Source organism: Enterobacter sp. SECR19-1250, from assembly GCF_013391025.1.
GTDB classification, from domain to species: Bacteria; Pseudomonadota; Gammaproteobacteria; order Enterobacterales; family Enterobacteriaceae; genus Enterobacter; species Enterobacter cloacae.
In genome coordinates, this window is sequence record NZ_JACASJ010000058.1 from 12,101 (window position 1) to 31,309 (window position 19,209).

15 protein-coding genes are annotated in these 19,209 nt (G+C 55.7%); 4 read left to right on the forward strand and 11 right to left on the reverse strand.

Annotation, left to right across the window (positions count from 1 at the left end):
* Positions 1 to 11 precede the first annotated feature (11 nt).
* From HX884_RS15520 to queA, 6 genes are all read right to left on the reverse strand, one after another.
* Positions 12 to 377, reverse strand: coding sequence for a VOC family protein (locus tag HX884_RS15520; protein WP_045292953.1), 366 nt, complete (start codon positions 375 to 377; stop codon positions 12 to 14).
* 138 nt (positions 378 to 515) lie between these two features.
* Positions 516 to 1,487 (reverse strand): protein translocase subunit SecF, encoded by a 972-nt coding sequence (gene secF / locus HX884_RS15525; RefSeq protein ID WP_178328448.1) that lies wholly within the window; start codon positions 1,485 to 1,487, stop codon positions 516 to 518.
* Between the two features lie 10 nt (positions 1,488 to 1,497).
* Entirely contained in the window at positions 1,498 to 3,345 is a 1,848-nt protein-coding gene (gene secD / locus HX884_RS15530) for a protein translocase subunit SecD (protein ID WP_071830016.1), read from the reverse strand.
* 27 nt (positions 3,346 to 3,372) lie between these two features.
* On the reverse strand, positions 3,373 to 3,705 hold the full coding sequence (gene yajC / locus HX884_RS15535; protein WP_000007630.1) for a preprotein translocase subunit YajC: 333 nt from the start codon (positions 3,703 to 3,705) through the stop codon (positions 3,373 to 3,375).
* 22 nt (positions 3,706 to 3,727) lie between these two features.
* The gene (tgt, locus tag HX884_RS15540; protein WP_013095832.1) at positions 3,728 to 4,855 is read right to left on the reverse strand and encodes a tRNA guanosine(34) transglycosylase Tgt; all 1,128 of its coding nucleotides are present in this window, start codon (positions 4,853 to 4,855) and stop codon (positions 3,728 to 3,730) included.
* Between the two features lie 55 nt (positions 4,856 to 4,910).
* Complete coding sequence (queA, locus tag HX884_RS15545) at positions 4,911 to 5,981, reverse strand: tRNA preQ1(34) S-adenosylmethionine ribosyltransferase-isomerase QueA (RefSeq protein WP_178328449.1); 1,071 nt, start codon at positions 5,979 to 5,981, stop codon at positions 4,911 to 4,913.
* A gap of 92 nt (positions 5,982 to 6,073) precedes the next feature.
* On the opposite strand from queA, the gene acpH reads away from it, so the two are divergent.
* Both acpH and HX884_RS15555 read left to right on the forward strand, forming a co-directional pair.
* Positions 6,074 to 6,655 carry an ACP phosphodiesterase gene (gene acpH, locus HX884_RS15550; protein ID WP_058661736.1) on the forward strand — a complete coding sequence of 194 codons (582 nt, stop codon included), beginning with the start codon at positions 6,074 to 6,076 and terminating at the stop codon, positions 6,653 to 6,655.
* Between the two features lie 127 nt (positions 6,656 to 6,782).
* Positions 6,783 to 7,385 carry a peroxiredoxin gene (locus HX884_RS15555; protein WP_013095829.1) on the forward strand — a complete coding sequence of 201 codons (603 nt, stop codon included), beginning with the start codon at positions 6,783 to 6,785 and terminating at the stop codon, positions 7,383 to 7,385.
* Positions 7,386 to 7,440: 55 nt separating this feature from the next.
* Here the strand turns inward: HX884_RS15555 and malZ are convergent, their stop codons facing one another.
* The 5 genes from malZ to phoB form a co-directional block, all read right to left on the reverse strand.
* Positions 7,441 to 9,255: a maltodextrin glucosidase gene (malZ, locus tag HX884_RS15560; RefSeq protein WP_178328450.1), complete on the reverse strand. Its 1,815-nt coding sequence runs from the start codon at positions 9,253 to 9,255 to the stop codon at positions 7,441 to 7,443.
* 138 nt (positions 9,256 to 9,393) lie between these two features.
* Positions 9,394 to 10,767 (reverse strand): proline-specific permease ProY, encoded by a 1,374-nt coding sequence (gene proY / locus HX884_RS15565; protein WP_020686369.1) that lies wholly within the window; start codon positions 10,765 to 10,767, stop codon positions 9,394 to 9,396.
* 81 nt (positions 10,768 to 10,848) lie between these two features.
* Entirely contained in the window at positions 10,849 to 12,168 is a 1,320-nt protein-coding gene (gene brnQ, locus HX884_RS15570) for a branched-chain amino acid transporter carrier protein BrnQ (RefSeq protein WP_013095826.1), read from the reverse strand.
* Between the two features lie 409 nt (positions 12,169 to 12,577).
* Complete coding sequence (gene phoR, locus HX884_RS15575; protein ID WP_029883416.1) at positions 12,578 to 13,873, reverse strand: phosphate regulon sensor histidine kinase PhoR; 1,296 nt, start codon at positions 13,871 to 13,873, stop codon at positions 12,578 to 12,580.
* A gap of 21 nt (positions 13,874 to 13,894) precedes the next feature.
* Positions 13,895 to 14,584 carry a phosphate response regulator transcription factor PhoB gene (gene phoB / locus HX884_RS15580; protein WP_010428026.1) on the reverse strand — a complete coding sequence of 230 codons (690 nt, stop codon included), beginning with the start codon at positions 14,582 to 14,584 and terminating at the stop codon, positions 13,895 to 13,897.
* A 186-nt stretch (positions 14,585 to 14,770) separates the two neighbouring features.
* Between phoB and sbcD the strand changes: the two genes are divergently transcribed.
* A complete protein-coding gene (gene sbcD, locus HX884_RS15585; protein ID WP_178328451.1) occupies positions 14,771 to 15,976 on the forward strand; it encodes an exonuclease subunit SbcD in 1,206 nt (401 codons plus the stop codon).
* Entirely contained in the window at positions 15,973 to 19,104 is a 3,132-nt protein-coding gene (gene sbcC, locus HX884_RS15590; RefSeq protein WP_178328452.1) for an exonuclease subunit SbcC, read from the forward strand. The genes sbcD and sbcC overlap by 4 nt, the downstream gene beginning before the upstream one ends.
* The last annotated feature ends 105 nt before the right edge of the window (positions 19,105 to 19,209 follow it).

A 19,209-nucleotide genomic window follows, 5' to 3' on the forward strand; every position in this document is an offset into this window, starting at 1 on the left:
TGCTTACGCTCTCAGGCAGGTTGATGAAGGCCGACGCGATTACCTTCGCTGTCGGTAAATAAAGCAATAGTACCAATACCGCGCGGTAACTCCAGCGGACCAAACACGCACTCGCCGCCCGCAGAGGCAATGCGATCGAGTGTAGCGGTCAGATTGTCAGTATGCAGGTAGATAATGGCCCCCTGCATCGAGGGAATAATCCCCTCAAATTTAGCCAGCGCACCGCCGGTGGCCGGATCCTCATGCGGGAATACCGCCAGCTCGGCGCTGTCCATTTTCTCGCGCCTCAGTGAAACCTGCATCACCGGCTCATAAAATTTGATGGCGCGATCCATATCCGCGACCGGGATCTCAAACCAGTTAATCACACTTTTCATAAATCCTCCTGCCTCTTGTTTGGGTTCAACAGGAGTCTACGACAGGGCTCCTGACAGCATACTGTCAGGAGTGTTTGTCAGGAGCAGATAAAAAAATCCCGGTCAACAGACCGGGATTTCGATAACGTGATAAACGTCTTACGGCAGAATAGACGGCTGATCCGCCCCTTCTTTCTCGACCTTCTGCTGGAGCAGGTGCTCGCGCTTCATGCCAAGTTTCAGTGCCAGAGCGGACGCCACGTAGATTGACGACGCAGTACCGATAGACACACCGATCAGCATGGTCAGCGAGAAGCCTTCCAGCACTGGACCACCGAAGAGATACAGCATCAGGATCACCATCAAGGTGGTACCGGATGTGATCAAGGTACGGTGCAGCGTCTGGGTCAACGACACGTTAAAGATTTCGTACGGCGTACCGCGACGGATCTTACGGAAGTTTTCACGAATACGGTCAGATACCACGATACTGTCGTTCAGGGAGTAACCGATAACGGACATCAGGGATGCCACAATTGTCAGGTCAATCTCAATATGGAACAGAGACAGTACGCCCATGGTGATCACCACGTCGTGCGCCAGTGCGATAACCACACCCGCCGCCAGTCGCCACTCAAAGCGGAAACCGACGTACACCAGGATGGAGATCAGCGCCACCAGCAGTGCCATCGCACCGGTTTGCGCCAGGTCCGCACCCACGCTCGGGCCGACGAACTCAATACGCTTAACCGTGGCGTTCTGGCTGGTTGTTTCGTTAATCACGCTAACAACCTTGCTGCCCAGTTCCTGGCTGCCGTTGGCATCGTGTACCGGCGGCATACGCACCATGATGTCGCGGCTGCTGCCGAAGTTCTGCAACAGCGGCTCTTCAAAGCCCGCTTTCTGCAGTGACTGACGCATATGGTCCATATCGACCGGTTTTTCCAGGGTGATTTCAATCACCGTCCCACCGGTGAAATCCAGACCCCAGTTAAAGCCTTTTACGCCCATAACGACGATGGACAGAATCAGCAGTAAACCTGAAATGCCGAAGGCCCAGTAGTCCCAGCGCATAAAGTCCCAGACTTTACGGCCGTGGTTCAATTGTTCAACAGTATATTCCTGTGCCACAACGCACTCCTCAGATAGACAGCTTTTTGACGCGCTTGCCGCCGTACAGCAGGTTCACGATGGCACGGGTGCCGACAATAGCAGTAAACATTGACGTTGCAACACCGATACCGGTGGTAATCGCAAAGCCTTTGATTGCGCCAGTCCCCACTGCATACAGGATAAGAACCTTGATCAGTGTTGTTACGTTCGCATCGAAGATGGAGCTGAACGCGCCTTTATAGCCTTCATCAATCGCCTGCTGAACAGAGCGACCGTTGCTCAACTCTTCTTTGATACGTTCGTTAATCAGTACGTTGGCGTCGACCGCCACCGCAAGGGTCAGAACGATACCCGCAATCCCCGGCATGGTCAGCGTCGCCCCTGGCAGCAGGGACATAATGCCGATGATCAGCACCAGGTTCGCGATCAGCGCGGAGGTGGCAATCAGACCAAACTTCTTATAGAAGAAGATCATGAAGAGGATAGAGACCGCCAGGCCGGCCAGACACGCTTCCAGGCCCTGCTGGATGTTTTGCATACCCAGAGTTGGACCAATGGTACGTTCTTCAACAATCTGAATTGGCGCAATCAGCGCACCGGCACGCAGCAGCAGAGAGAGCTGACGCGCTTCGTTCGGGTTGTTGATACCAGTGATACGGAAGCTGTTACCCAGACGAGACTGGATATTGGCGATGTTAATCACCTCTTCCTCTTTCACCAGCACCGCACGACCGTTAGCGTCTTTCTTACCGCTGTCTTTGTACTCCACGAACAGGGTTGCCATCGGTTTACCGATGTTGTCCTTGGTGAAGTTAGACATGATGTTACCACCCGCGCTGTCCAGCGAGATGTTAACCTGCGGCTGGTTGTACTCGTCCTGGCTGGAGGTGGAGTCGGTGATATGGTCACCGGTCAGGATCACGCGTTTGTACAGCACAACAGGCTGACCTTCGCGGGTCTCTTTCACTTCCGAGTCACCCGGAATACGGCCAGAAGCGGCAGCAGACTGGTCAACGTTGGTGTTCACCAGACGGAATTCCAGCGTTGCAGTGGCGCCCAGAATCTCTTTCGCGCGCGCGGTGTCCTGAATACCCGGCAGTTCTACAACGATACGGTCAGCACCCTGACGCTGCACCAGCGGTTCAGCCACGCCCAGTTGGTTTACACGGTTGCGCAGAATGTTGATGTTCTGCTGAACGGCATATTCACGCGCTTCTTTCAGACGGGCGTCGGTCATTACCGCGCGCAGCTGGTTGCTGCCCTGAGCGGTGATCACCAGGTCACGGTGACGTTGGGTCAGGTAATCTACAGCCTGATCGCGCGCCGCACTGTCGCGGAACGTGATGCTCATACCGTAGTTATCTTCTTTACGAACGGTGGTATACGCGATGCCTTTTTCACGCAGATCGCTGCGCAGGCTATCGATATTCTGTTCCTGCAGTTTGCCCAGCGCGGTATCCATATCCACTTCCATCAGGAAGTGCACGCCGCCACGGAGGTCAAGACCGAGTTTCATTGGCTCTGCGCTCAGCGCAGCCAGCCAACGTGGGGTAGCAGGAGCAAGGTTAAGCGCCACGACGTATTTATCACCCAGCACGCCCATCAGCGCTTCACGAGCGCGGAGCTGCGTGTCGGTGGTGTCGAAGCGAGCAAGAATTGCGCCCTCTTCCAGAGCCACAGACTTAGCGGTAATTTTTTCTTCTTGTAACGTTTTCTGGACCTGGATCAGCGTTTGCTCACTGGCGGCGACACCGCGCGCGCCAGTGATTTGAACAGCCGGATCCTCACCATACAGGTTGGGAAGCGCGTACAGCAGGCCGACGAGAATCACGACGACCAGCATGATGTACTTCCACAAAGGATAACGGTTTAACACGGCAGTTCCCTTTGGGAAAAGTTGGGATTACAGCGCCTTCATGGTGCCTTTCGGCAGAACGGCAGCTACGAAGTCACGTTTGATAACCACTTCAGTGGTGTCGTTCAGGGCGATAGCAATGTAGCCACTTTCAGCCACTTTGGTTACGCGACCGACCAGGCCACCGTTAGTCAGGACTTCATCACCTTTCGCGATGGAGTCCATCAGCTTTTTGTGCTCTTTGGTACGCTTCTGCTGTGGGCGCAGGATCATGAAGTAGAAGATCAGACCGAACACAACCAGCATCAGAATCAGAGACATCGGGCTGCCCTGCGCTGGAGCACCTGTTGCCGCTACCGCATCAGAAATAAAAAAGCTCATTCAAATTCCCTCATTATTAATATTAATCAACGTTCAAAGGTGGAACGGTTCGACCCTGACGTTGGTAAAAATCGGTCACGAAGCTCTCTAATTTACCCTCTTCGATAGCCTTGCGTAAACCAGCCATTAAGCGCTGATAATAGCGAAGGTTATGAATGGTATTGAGACGCGCGCCCAAAATCTCATTGCAACGATCGAGATGATGCAAATACGCGCGAGAATAATTGCGACAGGTGTAGCAATCGCACTCGGCATCGAGCGGACTGGTGTCACTCTTATGCTTCGCGTTACGGATTTTCACCACGCCATCGGTAACAAACAGATGACCGTTACGTGCGTTACGGGTTGGCATGACGCAGTCGAACATATCGATGCCGCGGCGCACACCTTCAACCAGATCTTCTGGCTTACCCACACCCATCAGGTAACGGGGTTTATCCGCCGGGATTTGCGGGCAGACATGTTCCAGAATACGGTGCATGTCTTCCTTCGGCTCACCCACAGCTAAACCGCCGACAGCGTAGCCATCAAAACCTATCTCTACCAGACCTTTAACAGAGATATCGCGTAAATCTTCGTAAACACTGCCCTGGATAATGCCGAACAGCGCATTTTTGTTCTGCAGGGAGTCAAAACGGTCGCGGCTACGCTTCGCCCAGCGCAGCGACATCTCCATGGAACGTTTAGCGTAATCCCAGTCCGCCGGGTATGGCGTACATTCGTCGAAGATCATCACGATGTCAGAGCCGAGATCGTACTGAATCTCCATAGACTTTTCAGGATCGAGGAAAATCGGATCGCCGTTGATCGGGTTACGGAAGTGGACGCCCTCCTCGGTGATCTTGCGAATATCACCCAGGCTGAAGACCTGGAAACCGCCAGAATCGGTCAGGATCGGGCCTTTCCACTGCATGAAGTCATGCAGATCGCCGTGAAGCTTCATGATCTCCTGACCAGGACGCAGCCACAGGTGGAAGGTATTACCGAGGATAATCTGGGCGCCAGTGGCTTCTACTTCTTCCGGCGTCATCCCTTTTACGGTGCCGTAAGTCCCCACAGGCATAAACGCGGGGGTTTCCACCACGCCGCGATCAAACACCAGGCGACCGCGACGCGCGCGGCCATCGGTGGTATCGAGTTCAAATTTCATTTTTATTCCTCTGTGCCAGAAAAACAGTCCAACACATTATTCCGGTGCCGCGGACTTATTCCCCGACACGCTCATTCAAAGCCAGCGGATTGTACGTGATAAACATCGCGTCCCCGTAGCTAAAAAAGCGATATTTTTGTTCTACCGCAGACTTGTATGCCGCCATGGTGTGCTGATACCCCGCAAAGGCGGAGACCAGCATAATCAGCGTTGATTCAGGTAGATGGAAATTGGTCACCAGTGCATCGATGACTTTGTACTGATAGCCCGGATAGATAAAGATCTGCGTATCGCCAAAGAACGGCTCGATCAGATCTTGTTGAGCCGCCTGGGCAGCGCTCTCCAGTGAACGTACGGAGGTGGTGCCCACCGCAACAACGCGGCTGCCGCGCGCTTTTGCCGCCAGAACCGCATCAACAACCTCCTGCGGCACTTCAGCATACTCAGAGTGCATAATGTGATCTTCAATGCTGTCTACCCGCACCGGCTGGAAGGTGCCCGCGCCGACGTGCAGCGTCACAAACGCCATCTCCACGCCTTTTGCGCGTAATTTTTCCAGCAGCGGTTCGTCAAAGTGCAGACCCGCCGTCGGCGCCGCTACCGCGCCAGGCTTCTGGCTGTAGACGGTCTGGTAGAGCTCACGATCGGCCTCTTCATCCGGGCGCTCAATGTACGGCGGCAAAGGCATGTGGCCGATGGCATTGAGAATATCCAGCACCGTGCGCTCATCGTTGAACTCCACTTCGAACAGCGCGTCGTGGCGCGCGGTCATGGTTGCTTTGATACTCTCGTCATCGCCCAGCAGCAGTTCGGCACCCGGTTTAGGTGCTTTTGAGGCGCGAATATGTGCCAGACTACGTTTATCATCGAGCATACGTTCGACCAGCACTTCAATCTTGCCGCCGCTGGCCTTGCGGCCAAACAGACGCGCCGGGATCACGCGGGTATTGTTAAAGACCAGCAGATCGCCAGGGTTGAGCTTGTCGAGCAGATCGGTGAAAGTACCGTGCGTCAGCTCGCCCGTTGGCCCGTCCAGTGACAGCAAGCGACAGCTACTGCGCTCAGGCATTGGATAGTGAGCAATCAGGGATTCAGGTAGTTCAAAGGAGAAATCGGCGACGCGCATGACGTATACTCGTGACTTAAAAACAGGCGGCATAGTCTAGTGCTCACACCCTTTTGCTGCAACAACTAGCCGCCCCCGGACAAATAAAACGCATGAATTTTCTCGCTCACCTGCACCTCGCTCACCTCGCTGACAGCTCCCTTTCCGGCAATTTGCTGGCCGATTTCGTCCGCGGCAACCCCGCCGAGACCTGGTCCGCTGAAGTTGTCGACGGGATTTTTATGCATCGTCGTATCGATGTCATGACGGATAATCTGCCAGAAGTAACCGAGGCCAAAGCGTGGTTTCGCCCCGAAACGCGCCGCGTTGCGCCAATCTCGCTTGATGTCATGTGGGACCATTTCCTGTCGCGCCACTGGGCGCAGCTGTCGCCGGAGATGCCATTGCCGGATTTTGTGCGTTATGCCCACCAGCAGGTGTCGATCATTCTGCCCGACTCGCCGCCGCGCTTTGTGAATCTGAATAATTACCTGTGGTCGGAACGCTGGCTGGAGCGCTATCGCGAGATGGACTTCATCCAGAATGTGTTAAATGGGATGGCGAGCCGCCGACCGCGTCTGGATGCGCTACGCGACTCATGGCATGACCTGGACGAACATTACGATGCGCTGGAAACGCGTTTCTGGCAGTTTTACCCGCGAATGATGACGCAGGCGAAAAACAAACAGCTCTGACAGAATTCGCATTGATAGGTAAAAGCTGGCGGAACGATTGTCACCACCTCTTTGTCTTATCCATGAACACTCTCTATACTGGCTCGCGTTGCGTTCCAAATAACCTTAGTATCTACAGGAGAATCATATGGTTCTGGTAACTCGTCCGGCTCCGGATTTTACAGCTGCAGCAGTTCTGGGCAACGGTGAAATCGTTGAAAACTTCAACTTCAAACAGCACACCAACGGTAAAGCGACCGTTCTGTTCTTCTGGCCAATGGACTTCACTTTCGTTTGCCCGTCTGAGCTGATCGCGTTCGACAAACGTTATGAAGAATTCCAGAAGCGTGGCGTAGAAGTGGTTGGCGTCTCCTTCGACTCTGAGTTTGTACACAACGCATGGCGTAACACCCCTGTCGACAAAGGCGGCATCGGTGCGGTGAAATACGCAATGGTTGCGGACATCAAACGCGAAATCCAGCAGGCTTACGGTATCGAACATCCGGACGCTGGCGTTGCGCTGCGTGGCTCCTTCCTGATCGACGCGAACGGCATCGTGCGTCACCAGGTTGTGAACGATCTGCCGCTGGGTCGTAACATCGACGAAATGCTGCGTATGGTTGACGCGCTGCAGTTCCACGAAGAGCACGGTGAAGTGTGCCCGGCTCAGTGGGAAAAAGGTAAAGAAGGTATGTCTGCGTCCCCAGACGGCGTTGCGAAATACCTGTCCGAGAACGTATCCAGCCTGTAATCGGCACGGTTTACGAAAAAGGCCCGCTTATGCGGGCCTTTTTGTTATCACACCGTCAGCCAAACCAGACGGAAGCAGAAATCGCCGGCAGGGAGAGGATCCCCTCCTGCACGCTCCCTTTCCCCTTTTTTAGCTGCCACGCGCTCACGTTAAGCAGCGGAGAGTCATCCAGCACCACTTCGCACGCCTCGCCCCGGTTGATGGCTACCAGCACGCGCTGCTGGTTATAGACGCGGACAAACACCACCACGTTGTCGTGGGCATAAACCACCTGACAACCACCGTAGCGCAACGCCTGGCTCTGCTTACGCAGTTTCGCCAGCCGCTGATACAGGCTGAACAGCACGTTGTCCTGCTTCGCCGGATCCCATGGGAAGGTTTTGCGGCAGAACGGATCGTTGTTCCCGTCCAGCCCCACCTCATCGCCGTAATAGATGCACGGCACGCCCGGCCAGGTAAAGAGCCAGGTCACCGCCAGCGGCAGGCGCGCGACATCCTTACCGAGCAGGGATTTGAATCGCGCGGTGTCATGGCTGTCCAACTGGTTAAACATCCGTAACTGCTGCTGATGCGAAAGACTGGCGCGGTAGTTATCCATCCACGCCATGCAGGTTTCCGCATCAATATGCTGCGGATCGTAGGAAATATCGGTGTTAGCAAGGAATCCCCACAGCGGGAAGGTAAAACCGCGATAGTTCATTGCCGCATCTTCCGCGTCCGCCTGCAGCCACTGGCGCGCGTCGCCAAAATGTTCGCCAAACACGAACGCCTCCGGCTGCGCGGCTTTTGCTGCACGAGTGATCCCGGCGACGTGCTGAAGGTTATTACGCGCCCCGCCCGCTTCACCGAGCATATGCACCACGTCAAGACGCCAGCCATCCATATTCCATGGCTCACTCAACCAGTGGCGCACAATGCTGTTTTCACCGCCGTAAATCTCGTTCACCAGCGTTGGCGACTGGAAATCCAGCTTCGGCAGGCTCGGATAGCCCAGCCAGTCCAGCGCGTGACCCTCCTCGTTGAAGCTGTACCAGTCGCGCTGGGGTGAATCCGGGTTATGGCACGCCCCGCCCATCGACTGGTTATGACGGTCAAACCACGCGTGTGAGTCGCCGCTGTGGTTGAACACGCCGTCCAGAATCAGACGCATGCCCTCTTTTTGCGTATTTTTACGCAGACGAAGCAGCGCGTCATCACCGCCAAACTGCGGGTCAACGTGGCGATAATCGGCGGTATCGTATTTATGCACGCTCGGTGCTTTAAACACCGGGTTAAGGTACAGCGCCGTCACGCCCAGCTTCTTCAGATACGGTAGCTTTTCGCTGATGCCGTCAAGATCGCCGCCGTAGAACGTCGAGCCGCCCGCCTGCGCGGTTAACGGCTCATCCCATTCTTTCAGGATAATGTCGTGTCCTGCGGCGTGGTGATAATAGACCTTATCCTGCCCGGCGGTGCGCGTTTCGCTGCGCGCAAAGCGATCCGGGAAGATCTGATAAAAGACCTGGTCGTTAACCCACTGCGGGCCAGCGTCCGGGTAATCGACGGCAAACTGCTCCAGCCGCGCCGGAGGAAAACGGCTAAATCCCTGCGGGGTAAACCACAGCTGGCGGTTATTCCAGAGCAGCTTAAAGCTATAGCGTCGGCGCGGCTGGCCGCTGCGCAAGTCGATGTTTGCCCGCCATGCCGTTACGCCAGGCTGCGGCTGGCTGCGCTGCTTGTTCATTTTCAGCGTGGTTTCTTCATTATCGACTTCAGCGCGTAGCGTCACGCGTTCAGGCTGATTTTCCCCCGCCAGCCAGAGCGTAATCACAAGGTTGTCTTTGTTTTGCTTAACAAATGGGGCAACCGGAAGGTGCCAGGCGTTTAACATCACGAATCCCCTTTGATGAAATTGACGTCACCTTGCCACAGGGTGATTAAGGTTAGCTCACCATGACGTGATTTATTGGGGGAGGAGAAAGGAGGAGGAGACAAAATTCCCTCTCCCACAGGGAGAGGGCATAAAATATTACTGCGCTTGCGCCAGCTGACGGTCGCGGCGGCATTTAAACACCCAACCCACCAGCAGCAGTACGATCCACGCACAGCCTACGTAGAGGGAAATACGGGTATCAGGATGGTAGCCAATCAGGCCGATGATAAACACCAGGAAGATCAGCCCAACGACGGTCGTCGCTACCCCGCCTGGCACTTTAAACTTCAGCGCTTTTGCCTCCTCAGGGGACAGACGGCGGCGGAACGCAATCTGTGACAGCAGGATCATGATCCACACCCACACGGTCGCGAAGGTCGCCAGAGAAGCGATCACCAGGAAGACGTTTTCCGGCATGATGTAGTTCAGGTAGACCGACAGCAGCAGCGCAACGGTCATCACCATAACCGTCACCCACGGCGTGCCGCGACGGGAGGTTTTGGCAAAGACCTTCGGCGCACTGCCCTGCTCTGCCATGCCGTGCAACATGCGGCCCACGCCAAAGACGTCACTGTTAATCGCTGACAGCGACGCGGTCAGGACCACAAAGTTCAGGATGCTGGCCGCAAAGGCGATGCCCATATGCTGGAAGGTCAGCACAAACGGGCTACCGTTGGTCCCCACCTGGTTCCACGGATAGATAGACATAATGACGAACAGCGTACCCACATAGAACACCAGAATACGCATCGGCACCGAGTTGATGGCGCGCGGAATGGACTTCTCCGGGTCTTTGGCTTCCCCGGCGGTGATCCCGATAATCTCAATCCCGCCGTAGGCAAACATCACCATCTGGAGCGACATCACCATGCCGAGCCAGCCGTTGCTGAAGAAGCCGCCGTTGCTCCAGAGGTTATGAATACCGGTTGGCTGGCCGCCGTTACCGATCCCCCAGATGATGATGCCGAAACCGGCCACAATCATGATGATGATGGTGGCAACCTTGAAGAAGGAGAACCAGAACTCCAGTTCTCCAAAGACCTTCACGCTCATCAGGTTGACGGCGCAGATAATCAGCACCACGCTTAACACCCAAATCCAGTGCGGTACCGCCGGGAACCAGACGCCCATGTAAATCCCAAAAGCGGTGACATCGGCAATGGCCACAATCAGAATTTCGAAGCAGTAGGTCCAGCCGGTGATAAACCCGGCCAGCGGGCCTAAATTCTCCTGCGCATAGCGCGAGAATGAACTGGCTGAAGGGTTATGAACCGACATCTCTCCCAGCGCACGCATGATGATATACGCCGCCACGCCGCCGATGATGTAGGCCAGCAGAACGCTTGGACCGGCCATTTTGATGGCATCTGCCGAGCCATAAAAAAGACCGGTACCGATAGCGGAGCCGAGCGCCATAAAGCGAATGTGGCGCGTGCTCAGCCCACGTTTGAGTTTGTTAGTGCTTTCCATTTAAATCTTGCCATTCAACACGAAAAAAACAAAAAACCACGGGGCCTTAAGCCCCGTGGTTAAACAGTTTGTTGCCGTTGATTAATGGGCGTTCGATGCGACCTGACGCCCTGCAGCACGGTCCCAGATAATAGCCAGAACCAGTGCAACAACGGTAGGCATCAGCCAGGCCAGACCTTGCTCAGACAGCGGCAGACGCTGTGTCCAGGCTGGCAGGATGTGAGCAAACGCTGATGCTTTAATCCCGTCAAGGATACCAAAAATCAGGCTGATAAACATGGCTGGCGCAATAATTCGCGAGGAGTTATTCCACCACGGGCGCGTAAAGCTCAACACCACCAGCACGATACACGGCGGATAGATGGCCGTCAGCACCGGAATGGAGACCTGAATCAGGTGGCTCAGACCGAGGTTAGACACCGCCATGGAGAAGATGCCGAGGATGAATACCAGCGTGCGGTAAGAGAGCGGCAGATATTGCGCAAAGAACTCCGCACAAGCACAGGTCAGACCAACCGCCGTCACCAGACAGGCCAGGAAGATCAGGGCCGCCAGCAGCATGCTGCCCGCACCGCCAAAGGTGTGCTGAACGTAAGCGTGCAGAATTGCCGCACCATTCGCGTTCTGATCGACCAGCGTGGCGCTATCGGAACCCAGGCGGAACAGCGCCAGATAGAGCAGCGTCAGGCCCACACCGGCCATCAGACCAGCCCAGATGGTATAGCGGGTCAGCAGACGCGCTTCGGTCACACCACGGGAACGAGCGGCGTTCACGATAACGATACCAAACACCATCGCGCCCAGCGTATCCATGGTCAGATAGCCGTTCACAAATCCGTTAGAGAAGGCCGCATTTTGATAGGCATCCATCGCGCTGCTGATAGGACCCGCAGGCCAGATAATGGCCGCAACCGCCAGCACGATCAGCGCGATAATTTTGAGTGGAGCCAGGAAGTTACCCACGGTATCCAGCAGTTTGCCCGGATAGAGGGAGACCAGAATCACAATAGCGAAGTAAACCAGGCTGTAGATAAACAGCGGCATCGCACCGTCACCGGTCAGTGGCGCAATCCCTACTTCGAAGGAGACTGTCGCGGTACGCGGGGTCGCAAACAGCGGGCCAACGGCCAGATAACACACCGTTGCCAGCAGGACGCCAGCCACTTTACCTATTGGGGTGCTGAGGCTATCAACGCCGCCGCCAACTTTCGCCAGCGCAACCACGGTCAACACCGGCAGGCCCACGGCAGTGATCAGGAAACCAAATGCTGCTGTCCAGACGTGTTCACCCGCCTGTAAGCCAACCATTGGGGGAAAAATGATGTTGCCTGCGCCAACGAACAGCGCAAATGTCATAAAGCCCAGCGCGATGATGTCACGCGATTTTAAGTGATGGGTCATAAAACCTTACTGCCTGTGGATGTGGTGTTGAATATATTGAGATTTTCGCCATCCCCAATGGGACGATACAGCGGAAATTTTGCTCAATTTCAGCGGGATATGCTCCCGTCCTGGCGTGGAGAAGAATAGTTTTTCGATTTACCACGCAAATACAGTCGGTCTGACAGTATCTGGGGGGCAATTTAAACGCTTATAACGTTTAAAGGCAAGGAGGGATCGTAAAACCAGAACAATATGCCAGCATGAAAATACAAACCAGAATAATTCGCTAATATCATGAAAAAGCCATGGCTAATCATGCGAACAAAAAAGCACCAGCCGTATAAAATTCATTCGCGTTTCGCTTTACTGCAAAGCAAACGGGCCAGCAATAGCTGGCCCGTGGAAAGGTAAAATGACACACCCGCCGTCAGGCGATCTTTTTGGCAATTAATCGTTCCGGTATAACGAAACTGAAACGGGTTCCTTTGCCCAGCGTGCTTTGAATATCGAGGCGGCTTTCATGGTGATTCACCGCGTGCTTCACAATGGCCAGCCCCAGCCCGCTTCCCCCCGTTTGCCGGGAACGGGCTTTATCTACCCGGTAAAACCGCTCGGTCAGACGTGGAAGATGCTCAGGCGCAATGCCCGGCCCGTTATCCTCGACGCTAAACTCGGCCCCCGTTGGTGTCTGCTGCCAGCGCACCATAATATCCGTTCCTTCCGGGGTATGATTAACCGCGTTATAGACCAGGTTAGAGATAGCACTCCGCAGTTCATCCTCGCTCCCGAGCACCTTCAGACTGTTATCGACGTCAAAGGTCAGATGATGTTTTTTATGGCTTAAGGTTTGCGCTTCGCGCTCCACTACCCGCAGCATCATCGGTACGTCGATAGTGTCATTTAAGGCAAGCGTCGGAGCCGCCTCAATCTTCGACAGCGTCAGCAGCTGTTTCACCAGCCCTTCCATACGGTGCGTCTGCTCGCGCATGGTATGCAGCGCCTTCTCACGCGGCGCACCTTCAAGCGTCTGCTCCTGCATCATCTCCAGATAGCCCTGCAGCACCGTCAGCGGCGTGCGCAGCTCGTGGCTCACGTTGGCGAAGAAGTTGCGTCGTGCCCCTTCCAGCTGGTGCATCTGGGTGACGTCACGCGCTACCATCAGCCATTGCCGATCGCTGTAGGGCATCACACGTATTTCAAGATGACGGCCATTGTTGAGCTTCAGATTGTGCGGACGCGTGAAATCACGTTTTTTCAGATACTGCGTGAACTCCGGATAACGCAGAAGGTTGAGGATGTTCTGGCCATTATCGTCCGGCCAGCGCAGGCCCAGCAGCTGTTGGGCGAGACCGTTACACCAGAAGATTGTCCCCTCTTCCGTGGTCAGAATCACCGCATCCGGCAGCGATTCCGCACCGCTGCGAAAGCGTTTAATCAGACTTCCCAGCTCGCGACGGCGCTTTTTATTACGCATCTGCATCTGGTGCAGGCCGTAAAGCAGCGGCTCCCAGCTCCCGCTTCCTGGGGGAGGCGTCATACTTCTGTCAACCCACAACCACCAGGAGAGGCGCAGTAAGTTCCAGAAATGCCAGATCAGCAGCCCGGTCACAGACGCCAGCAGAAACCACGGCAGGTATCCAAGAAAGGCCCCCAAAATGAAGGCCGGAATACAACATAAGATCAGTTCAAAGACGAGCCTTTTCCATGACAGACGTTCCAGCACGCGTCACACTCCTGTCATTGTTCAGAAACGGGTAGAAAAACGATAACCCGTACCGCGGACCGTCTGTACCATGCGATCGTGGCCGCTCAGTTCCAGCGCTTTACGCAGGCGGCGGATATGTACGTCAACCGTCCGGTCTTCGACATACACGTTAGTTCCCCAGACGTTATTCAGCAACTGTTCGCGGCTGTAAACACGCTCCGGGTGAGTCATAAAGAAATGCAGGAGTTTGAATTCGGTAGGCCCCATGTCGAGGGGATTTTCGCCCGTCATAACACGGTGCGAGGTGGGATCAAGGCTCAGGCCCTGCATCTCAATGACCTCTTCCACCGCCATCGGTGAAATACGGCGCATCACAGCTTTAATACGGGCAACCAGCTCTTTCGGTGAAAAGGGTTTGGTAATGTAATCATCCGCGCCGGTCTCAAGGCCGCGCACGCGATCTTCCTCTTCACCGCGCGCGGTAAGCATGACAACGGGGATATCGCGGGTCATCGCTTCACGCTTGAGGTGTTTGATAAACTGCAGTCCGGAGCCGCCAGGCAACATCCAGTCAAGCAGGATCAGATCGGGCCAGGGTTCATTCAGCTGGTTCACCGCGCTGTCATAATCTTCCGCTTCAACCGGCTGGAAGCCATTTTGTTCGAGCACGAAGCACACCATTTCACGAATTGGAGCTTCATCTTCTACGACCAGAATACGTCTCGCCATACTTTGCCCTGTCTTATCTTATTTAAGTTACAAGTTTGTAATGCGGCGTCATTATGCGTCAGATTTATGACAGATTTATGAAAAACAGTACCACGTAAAATGGCAAACTGTTGTTTTATTACAGCGGTTATTTTCCAGCTTCTGAAAGTTTATAATCCCCATTCCCTTTTTTGCCACGGATTCGCTATGCGCATATTACACACCTCGGACTGGCATCTGGGTCAAAACTTTTACAGCAAAAGCCGGGCAGCGGAGCATGAAGCGTTCCTGAACTGGCTGCTGGACACGGCCCGATCGCACGAGGTGGACGCGATTATTGTTGCGGGTGACATTTTTGATACCGGTTCGCCGCCAAGCTATGCGCGTGAGCTCTACAACCGCTTCGTGGTAAATCTGCAACAAACCGGCTGTCATCTGGTGATTGTCGCCGGTAACCACGACTCCGTCGCAACGCTGAATGAATCCCGCGATATCCTGGCCTTCCTTAACACGACCGTGGTAGCCAGCGCCGGTCATGCGCCGCAGATCCTGAAAAAACGTGACGGTACACCGGGAGCGGTGCTGTGTCCGGTGCCCTTCCTGCGCCCACGCGATATCGTGCAAAGCCAGGCGGGGATGTCCGGCGGGGAAAAGCAGCAGCATCTGTTGCAGAGCATCACGGACTATTATCACCAGCAACATACGGATGCCTGCGCCCTGCGCGGCGAACAGTCCATTCCGGTGATTGCCACCGGGCATCTTACTACCGTCGGCGCCAGTAAAAGTGACGCGGTGCGTGACATCTATATTGGTACGCTGGACGCCTTCCCGGCGCAAAATTTCCCGCCGGCGGATTATATCGCGCTCGGGCATATTCACCGGGCGCAGGTCATCGGCGGCTGCGAGCACATTCGCTACTGCGGCTCGCCCATTGCGCTCAGTTTTGATGAGACCGGCAAAGCCAAATGTGTGCACCTGGTGAGTTTTAATGAGGGCAAACTCAGTGCCGTGGAGTCGCTGGAGGTCCCCGTCACCCAACCGCTGGCGGTGCTGAAGGGCGATCTGGCGGCGATTACCGCTCAGCTGGAGCAGTGGCGTGGTGTCGAGCAAAATCCGCCCATCTGGCTGGATATTGAAATCACGACCGACGACTACCTGCATGATATGCAGCGTAAAATTCAGGCATTGACGGAAGATCTGCCCGTCGAGGTCTTACTGGTTCGCCGCAGCCGCGAACAGCGCGAGAAAATTCTGCTGGGTGCACAGCGTGAAACGCTCAGCGAACTGAGGGTGGAAGAGGTATTTGAACGCCGACTGTCGCAGGAAGAGATTGACGACACCACGCGCGCAAGGCTTAACGAGCTGTTCCTTCATACCCTGCACGCGCTCAGCGATGAGGAAGAAAACGCATGAAAATTCTGAGCCTGCGTCTGAAAAACCTCAACTCCCTTAAGGGCGAGTGGAAAATTGACTTTACCGCCGAGCCGTTTGCCAGCAACGGGCTGTTCGCCATTACCGGCGCGACCGGTGCCGGGAAAACGACCCTGCTCGACGCCATCTGTCTGGCCCTTTACCACGAAACACCGCGTCTGCAAAAAGTCTCCCAGGCACAAAACGACCTGATGACCCGCGATACCGCCGAGTGTCTGGCCGAGGTGGAGTTTGAGGTAAAAGGCATAGCGTATCGTGCGTTCTGGAGCCAGAACCGCGCGCGCAATCAACCAGACGGAAACCTGCAGGCACCGCGCGTCGAACTGGCGCGTTGTGAAGACGGTAAAATTCTGGCCGATAAAGTGACGGACAAACTGGAGCAAACCGCCGCGCTCACCGGGCTGGATTATAGCCGTTTTACCCGTTCAATGTTGCTCTCCCAGGGGCAGTTTGCCGCCTTCCTCAACGCTAAACCGGGCGATCGCGCCGAACTGCTGGAAGAGCTGACCGGCACCGAGATCTACGGTCAGATCTCAGCGATGGTGTTCGAGAAACATAAGGCCGCCCGTAACGCGCTTGAGATGTGCGAGGCGCAGGCCGCAGGCGTGGTGTTACTGAGCGAAGCGCAACAGCAGCAGTTACAGCAGAGTTTGCAGGCACTTACTGACGAAGAGAAAACCCTGCTGACTCAGCAGCAGAACCAACAGCGCGATTTTCAGTGGCTGACGCGCAACGACGAGCTAATTCGCGAGCAGCAGCGGGTCATGCTCCTGCAACAGCAGGCGCAGCAGGCGCTGACCGACGCCGCGCCTGAGCTGGCCAAGCTCCAGCTTGCGCAGCCCGCCGCCCAGATTCGCCCCCTGTGGGATAGCCAGCAAGAACAAACCACGCGCCTCGCGCAGACAAAGCAGCGCATTGTCGAAGTAAATACTCGCTTACAGGCCAAAGCCGCGCAGCGCTCACGCATCCGTCATACGGCGCTGCGTACCCATGCGCAATTGCAGAGTGACCTTACGATCCAGGCCACATGGCTGGCGGAGCATGAACGTTACCGCGTGTGGGGCCAGGAGATTGCTGGCTGGCGCGCCCATTTTGCGCAGTTGAAGCGCGATAAACATCAGATTGCCACGCTTGCAGCCCGTATTGCTGAATTACGTCAGAAGCTCGCCGGGATGCCGGAAAACCCCCTGACGCTGACGGCGGATGACGTGGCAGCGGCAATGGAGCAACAGTCCCGGTCACGCCCTTTACGCCAGCGCCTGACCTCGCTTCATGCCCGCTATCAGCCGCTGCAAAAACGGCTGCAAGAGAACGCGGATACCCGGCAAAAAGCGCAGTCCGAGCAGGTAAAACTCAATGAAACGCTGACGCTGCGCCGCCAGCAGTACAAAGAAAAAAACCAGCACTATGTCGATTTGAAAGCGTTGTGTGAAAGCGAAGCGACGATCAAAAAGCTGGAAAGCTATCGCTCGCAGCTTGAGGCCGGAAAACCCTGCCCACTATGCGGCTCCAGTGAACATCCCGCCATTGAGACGTATCAGGCGCTTGAACTCACCGATAACCAGCGGCGCCGGGACGCGCTGGAAAAAGAGGTCGCCGCGCTTAAAGAGGAAGGTCTGCTGGTGCTGGGACAGGTCAATGCCCTGACACAGCAGATCCAGCGAGCAACAGACGAAGCGCAGACGCTCTCTCAGGAAGAGCAAGCACTCACTAAAGAGTGGCAGGAGGTCTGTGCAGACCTGAATATCTCGTTGAATATTCAGGAAGATATCGCCCCATGGATGAACGAACAGGAACAGTACGAACGTCAGCTCTATCAGCTCAGCCAGCGCCTGACGCTGCAAAACCAGCTTAACGAACAGCAAGCGCAGGAGCGTCAGTACCAGCAGCAGCTGTCGGCAACGCGTCAGGCACTGGAAAACGCCCTGCTCGCGCTGTCGCTGCATGCTCCTGAAGAGGGGGAAGAGACCGCCTGGCTGTACGCCCGGGAGACGGAATTCAACCTGTGGCAGGAAAAACAGACGCAGTATGCTGCGATTCAGGAGCGCATTAATACCCTGAAACCGCTGCTCGACACGCTTCCGGCAGGCGATGACACCGAGGCAGAACCGGCCATTCCTGAGAACTGGCGCGAGATCCACGACGAATGCCTGTCCCTGCAAAGCCAGCTTGCCACCCTGCAGCAGCAGGAGAGTCTGGAAAGCGAGCGGCTACAGCACGCCACAGCGCAATTTGCCACCGCGCTGGCGGCAAGCTGCTTCGCCGATCGCGAGGCCTTTCTCGCCGCGCTGCTGGATGAGGAGACCATCCGCCGTCTTGAACAACGCAAGCAGACGCTGGAGAGCCAGCTTCAGCAGGCAATCGCGCTTAGCGGGCAGGCTGAACAGCAGCTACAGGCCCACCAGCACCAGCAACCGGAAGGGCTGGACGCCGACGCGCAAACCCTGCATGCGCAGCTACAGCAGCTGACGCAGCAGCTTCGCGAGAACACCACTCATCAGGGGGAGATCCGCCAGCAGCTTAAGCAGGACAGCGATAACCGCCAGCACCAGCTGGCGCTGATGCAGCAAATTGACGAGGCCTCACGTCTGGCCGAGGACTGGGGTTATCTGAATGCGCTGATAGGCTCCAGCACCGGCGACAAGTTCCGTAAATTCGCCCAGGGTCTGACGCTGGATAATCTGGTCTGGCTCGCTAACCAGCAGCTTAACCGCCTGCACGGGCGCTATCTGCTGCAGCGTAAAGTCAGCGACGCACTGGAGCTGGAGGTGGTCGATACCTGGCAGGCCGATGCCGTACGCGATACCCGCACGCTTTCTGGCGGCGAAAGCTTCCTCGTCAGTCTGGCGCTGGCGCTGGCACTTTCCGACCTGGTGAGCCACAAAACGCGAATCGATTCGCTGTTCCTGGATGAAGGTTTCGGCACGCTCGACAGCGAGACGCTGGACACCGCGCTGGATGCGCTCGACGCGCTGAATGCCACCGGGAAAACCATCGGCGTGATAAGCCACGTCGAGGCTATGAAGGAGCGTATTCCGGTGCAAATCAAAGTGAAGAAGATTAATGGACTGGGGTATAGCAGGCTGGATAAGGAGTATGCGGTGCAGTAAAGGCGGATCGGTGCGGTCTGGTGCCCTCACCCTGGCCCTCTCCCACAGGGCTGAGGGATCCCCATAAAATAATGCCTGCACGGAGGACCCCCTCTCCCTTGAGGG

Coding starts and splice junctions, on each gene's coding strand:
- acpH (WP_058661736.1), top strand. CDS start 6,074: ATGAATTTTCTCGCTCACCTGCACCTCGCTCACCTCGCTGACAGCTCC.
- tgt (WP_013095832.1), bottom strand. CDS start 4,855: ATGAAATTTGAACTCGATACCACCGATGGCCGCGCGCGTCGCGGTCGC.
- sbcC (WP_178328452.1), top strand. CDS start 15,973: ATGAAAATTCTGAGCCTGCGTCTGAAAAACCTCAACTCCCTTAAGGGC.
- queA (WP_178328449.1), bottom strand. CDS start 5,981: ATGCGCGTCGCCGATTTCTCCTTTGAACTACCTGAATCCCTGATTGCT.
- phoB (WP_010428026.1), bottom strand. CDS start 14,584: ATGGCGAGACGTATTCTGGTCGTAGAAGATGAAGCTCCAATTCGTGAA.
- HX884_RS15520 (WP_045292953.1), bottom strand. CDS start 377: ATGAAAAGTGTGATTAACTGGTTTGAGATCCCGGTCGCGGATATGGAT.
- sbcD (WP_178328451.1), top strand. CDS start 14,771: ATGCGCATATTACACACCTCGGACTGGCATCTGGGTCAAAACTTTTAC.
- brnQ (WP_013095826.1), bottom strand. CDS start 12,168: ATGACCCATCACTTAAAATCGCGTGACATCATCGCGCTGGGCTTTATG.
- proY (WP_020686369.1), bottom strand. CDS start 10,767: ATGGAAAGCACTAACAAACTCAAACGTGGGCTGAGCACGCGCCACATT.
- malZ (WP_178328450.1), bottom strand. CDS start 9,255: ATGTTAAACGCCTGGCACCTTCCGGTTGCCCCATTTGTTAAGCAAAAC.
- HX884_RS15555 (WP_013095829.1), top strand. CDS start 6,783: ATGGTTCTGGTAACTCGTCCGGCTCCGGATTTTACAGCTGCAGCAGTT.
- yajC (WP_000007630.1), bottom strand. CDS start 3,705: ATGAGCTTTTTTATTTCTGATGCGGTAGCGGCAACAGGTGCTCCAGCG.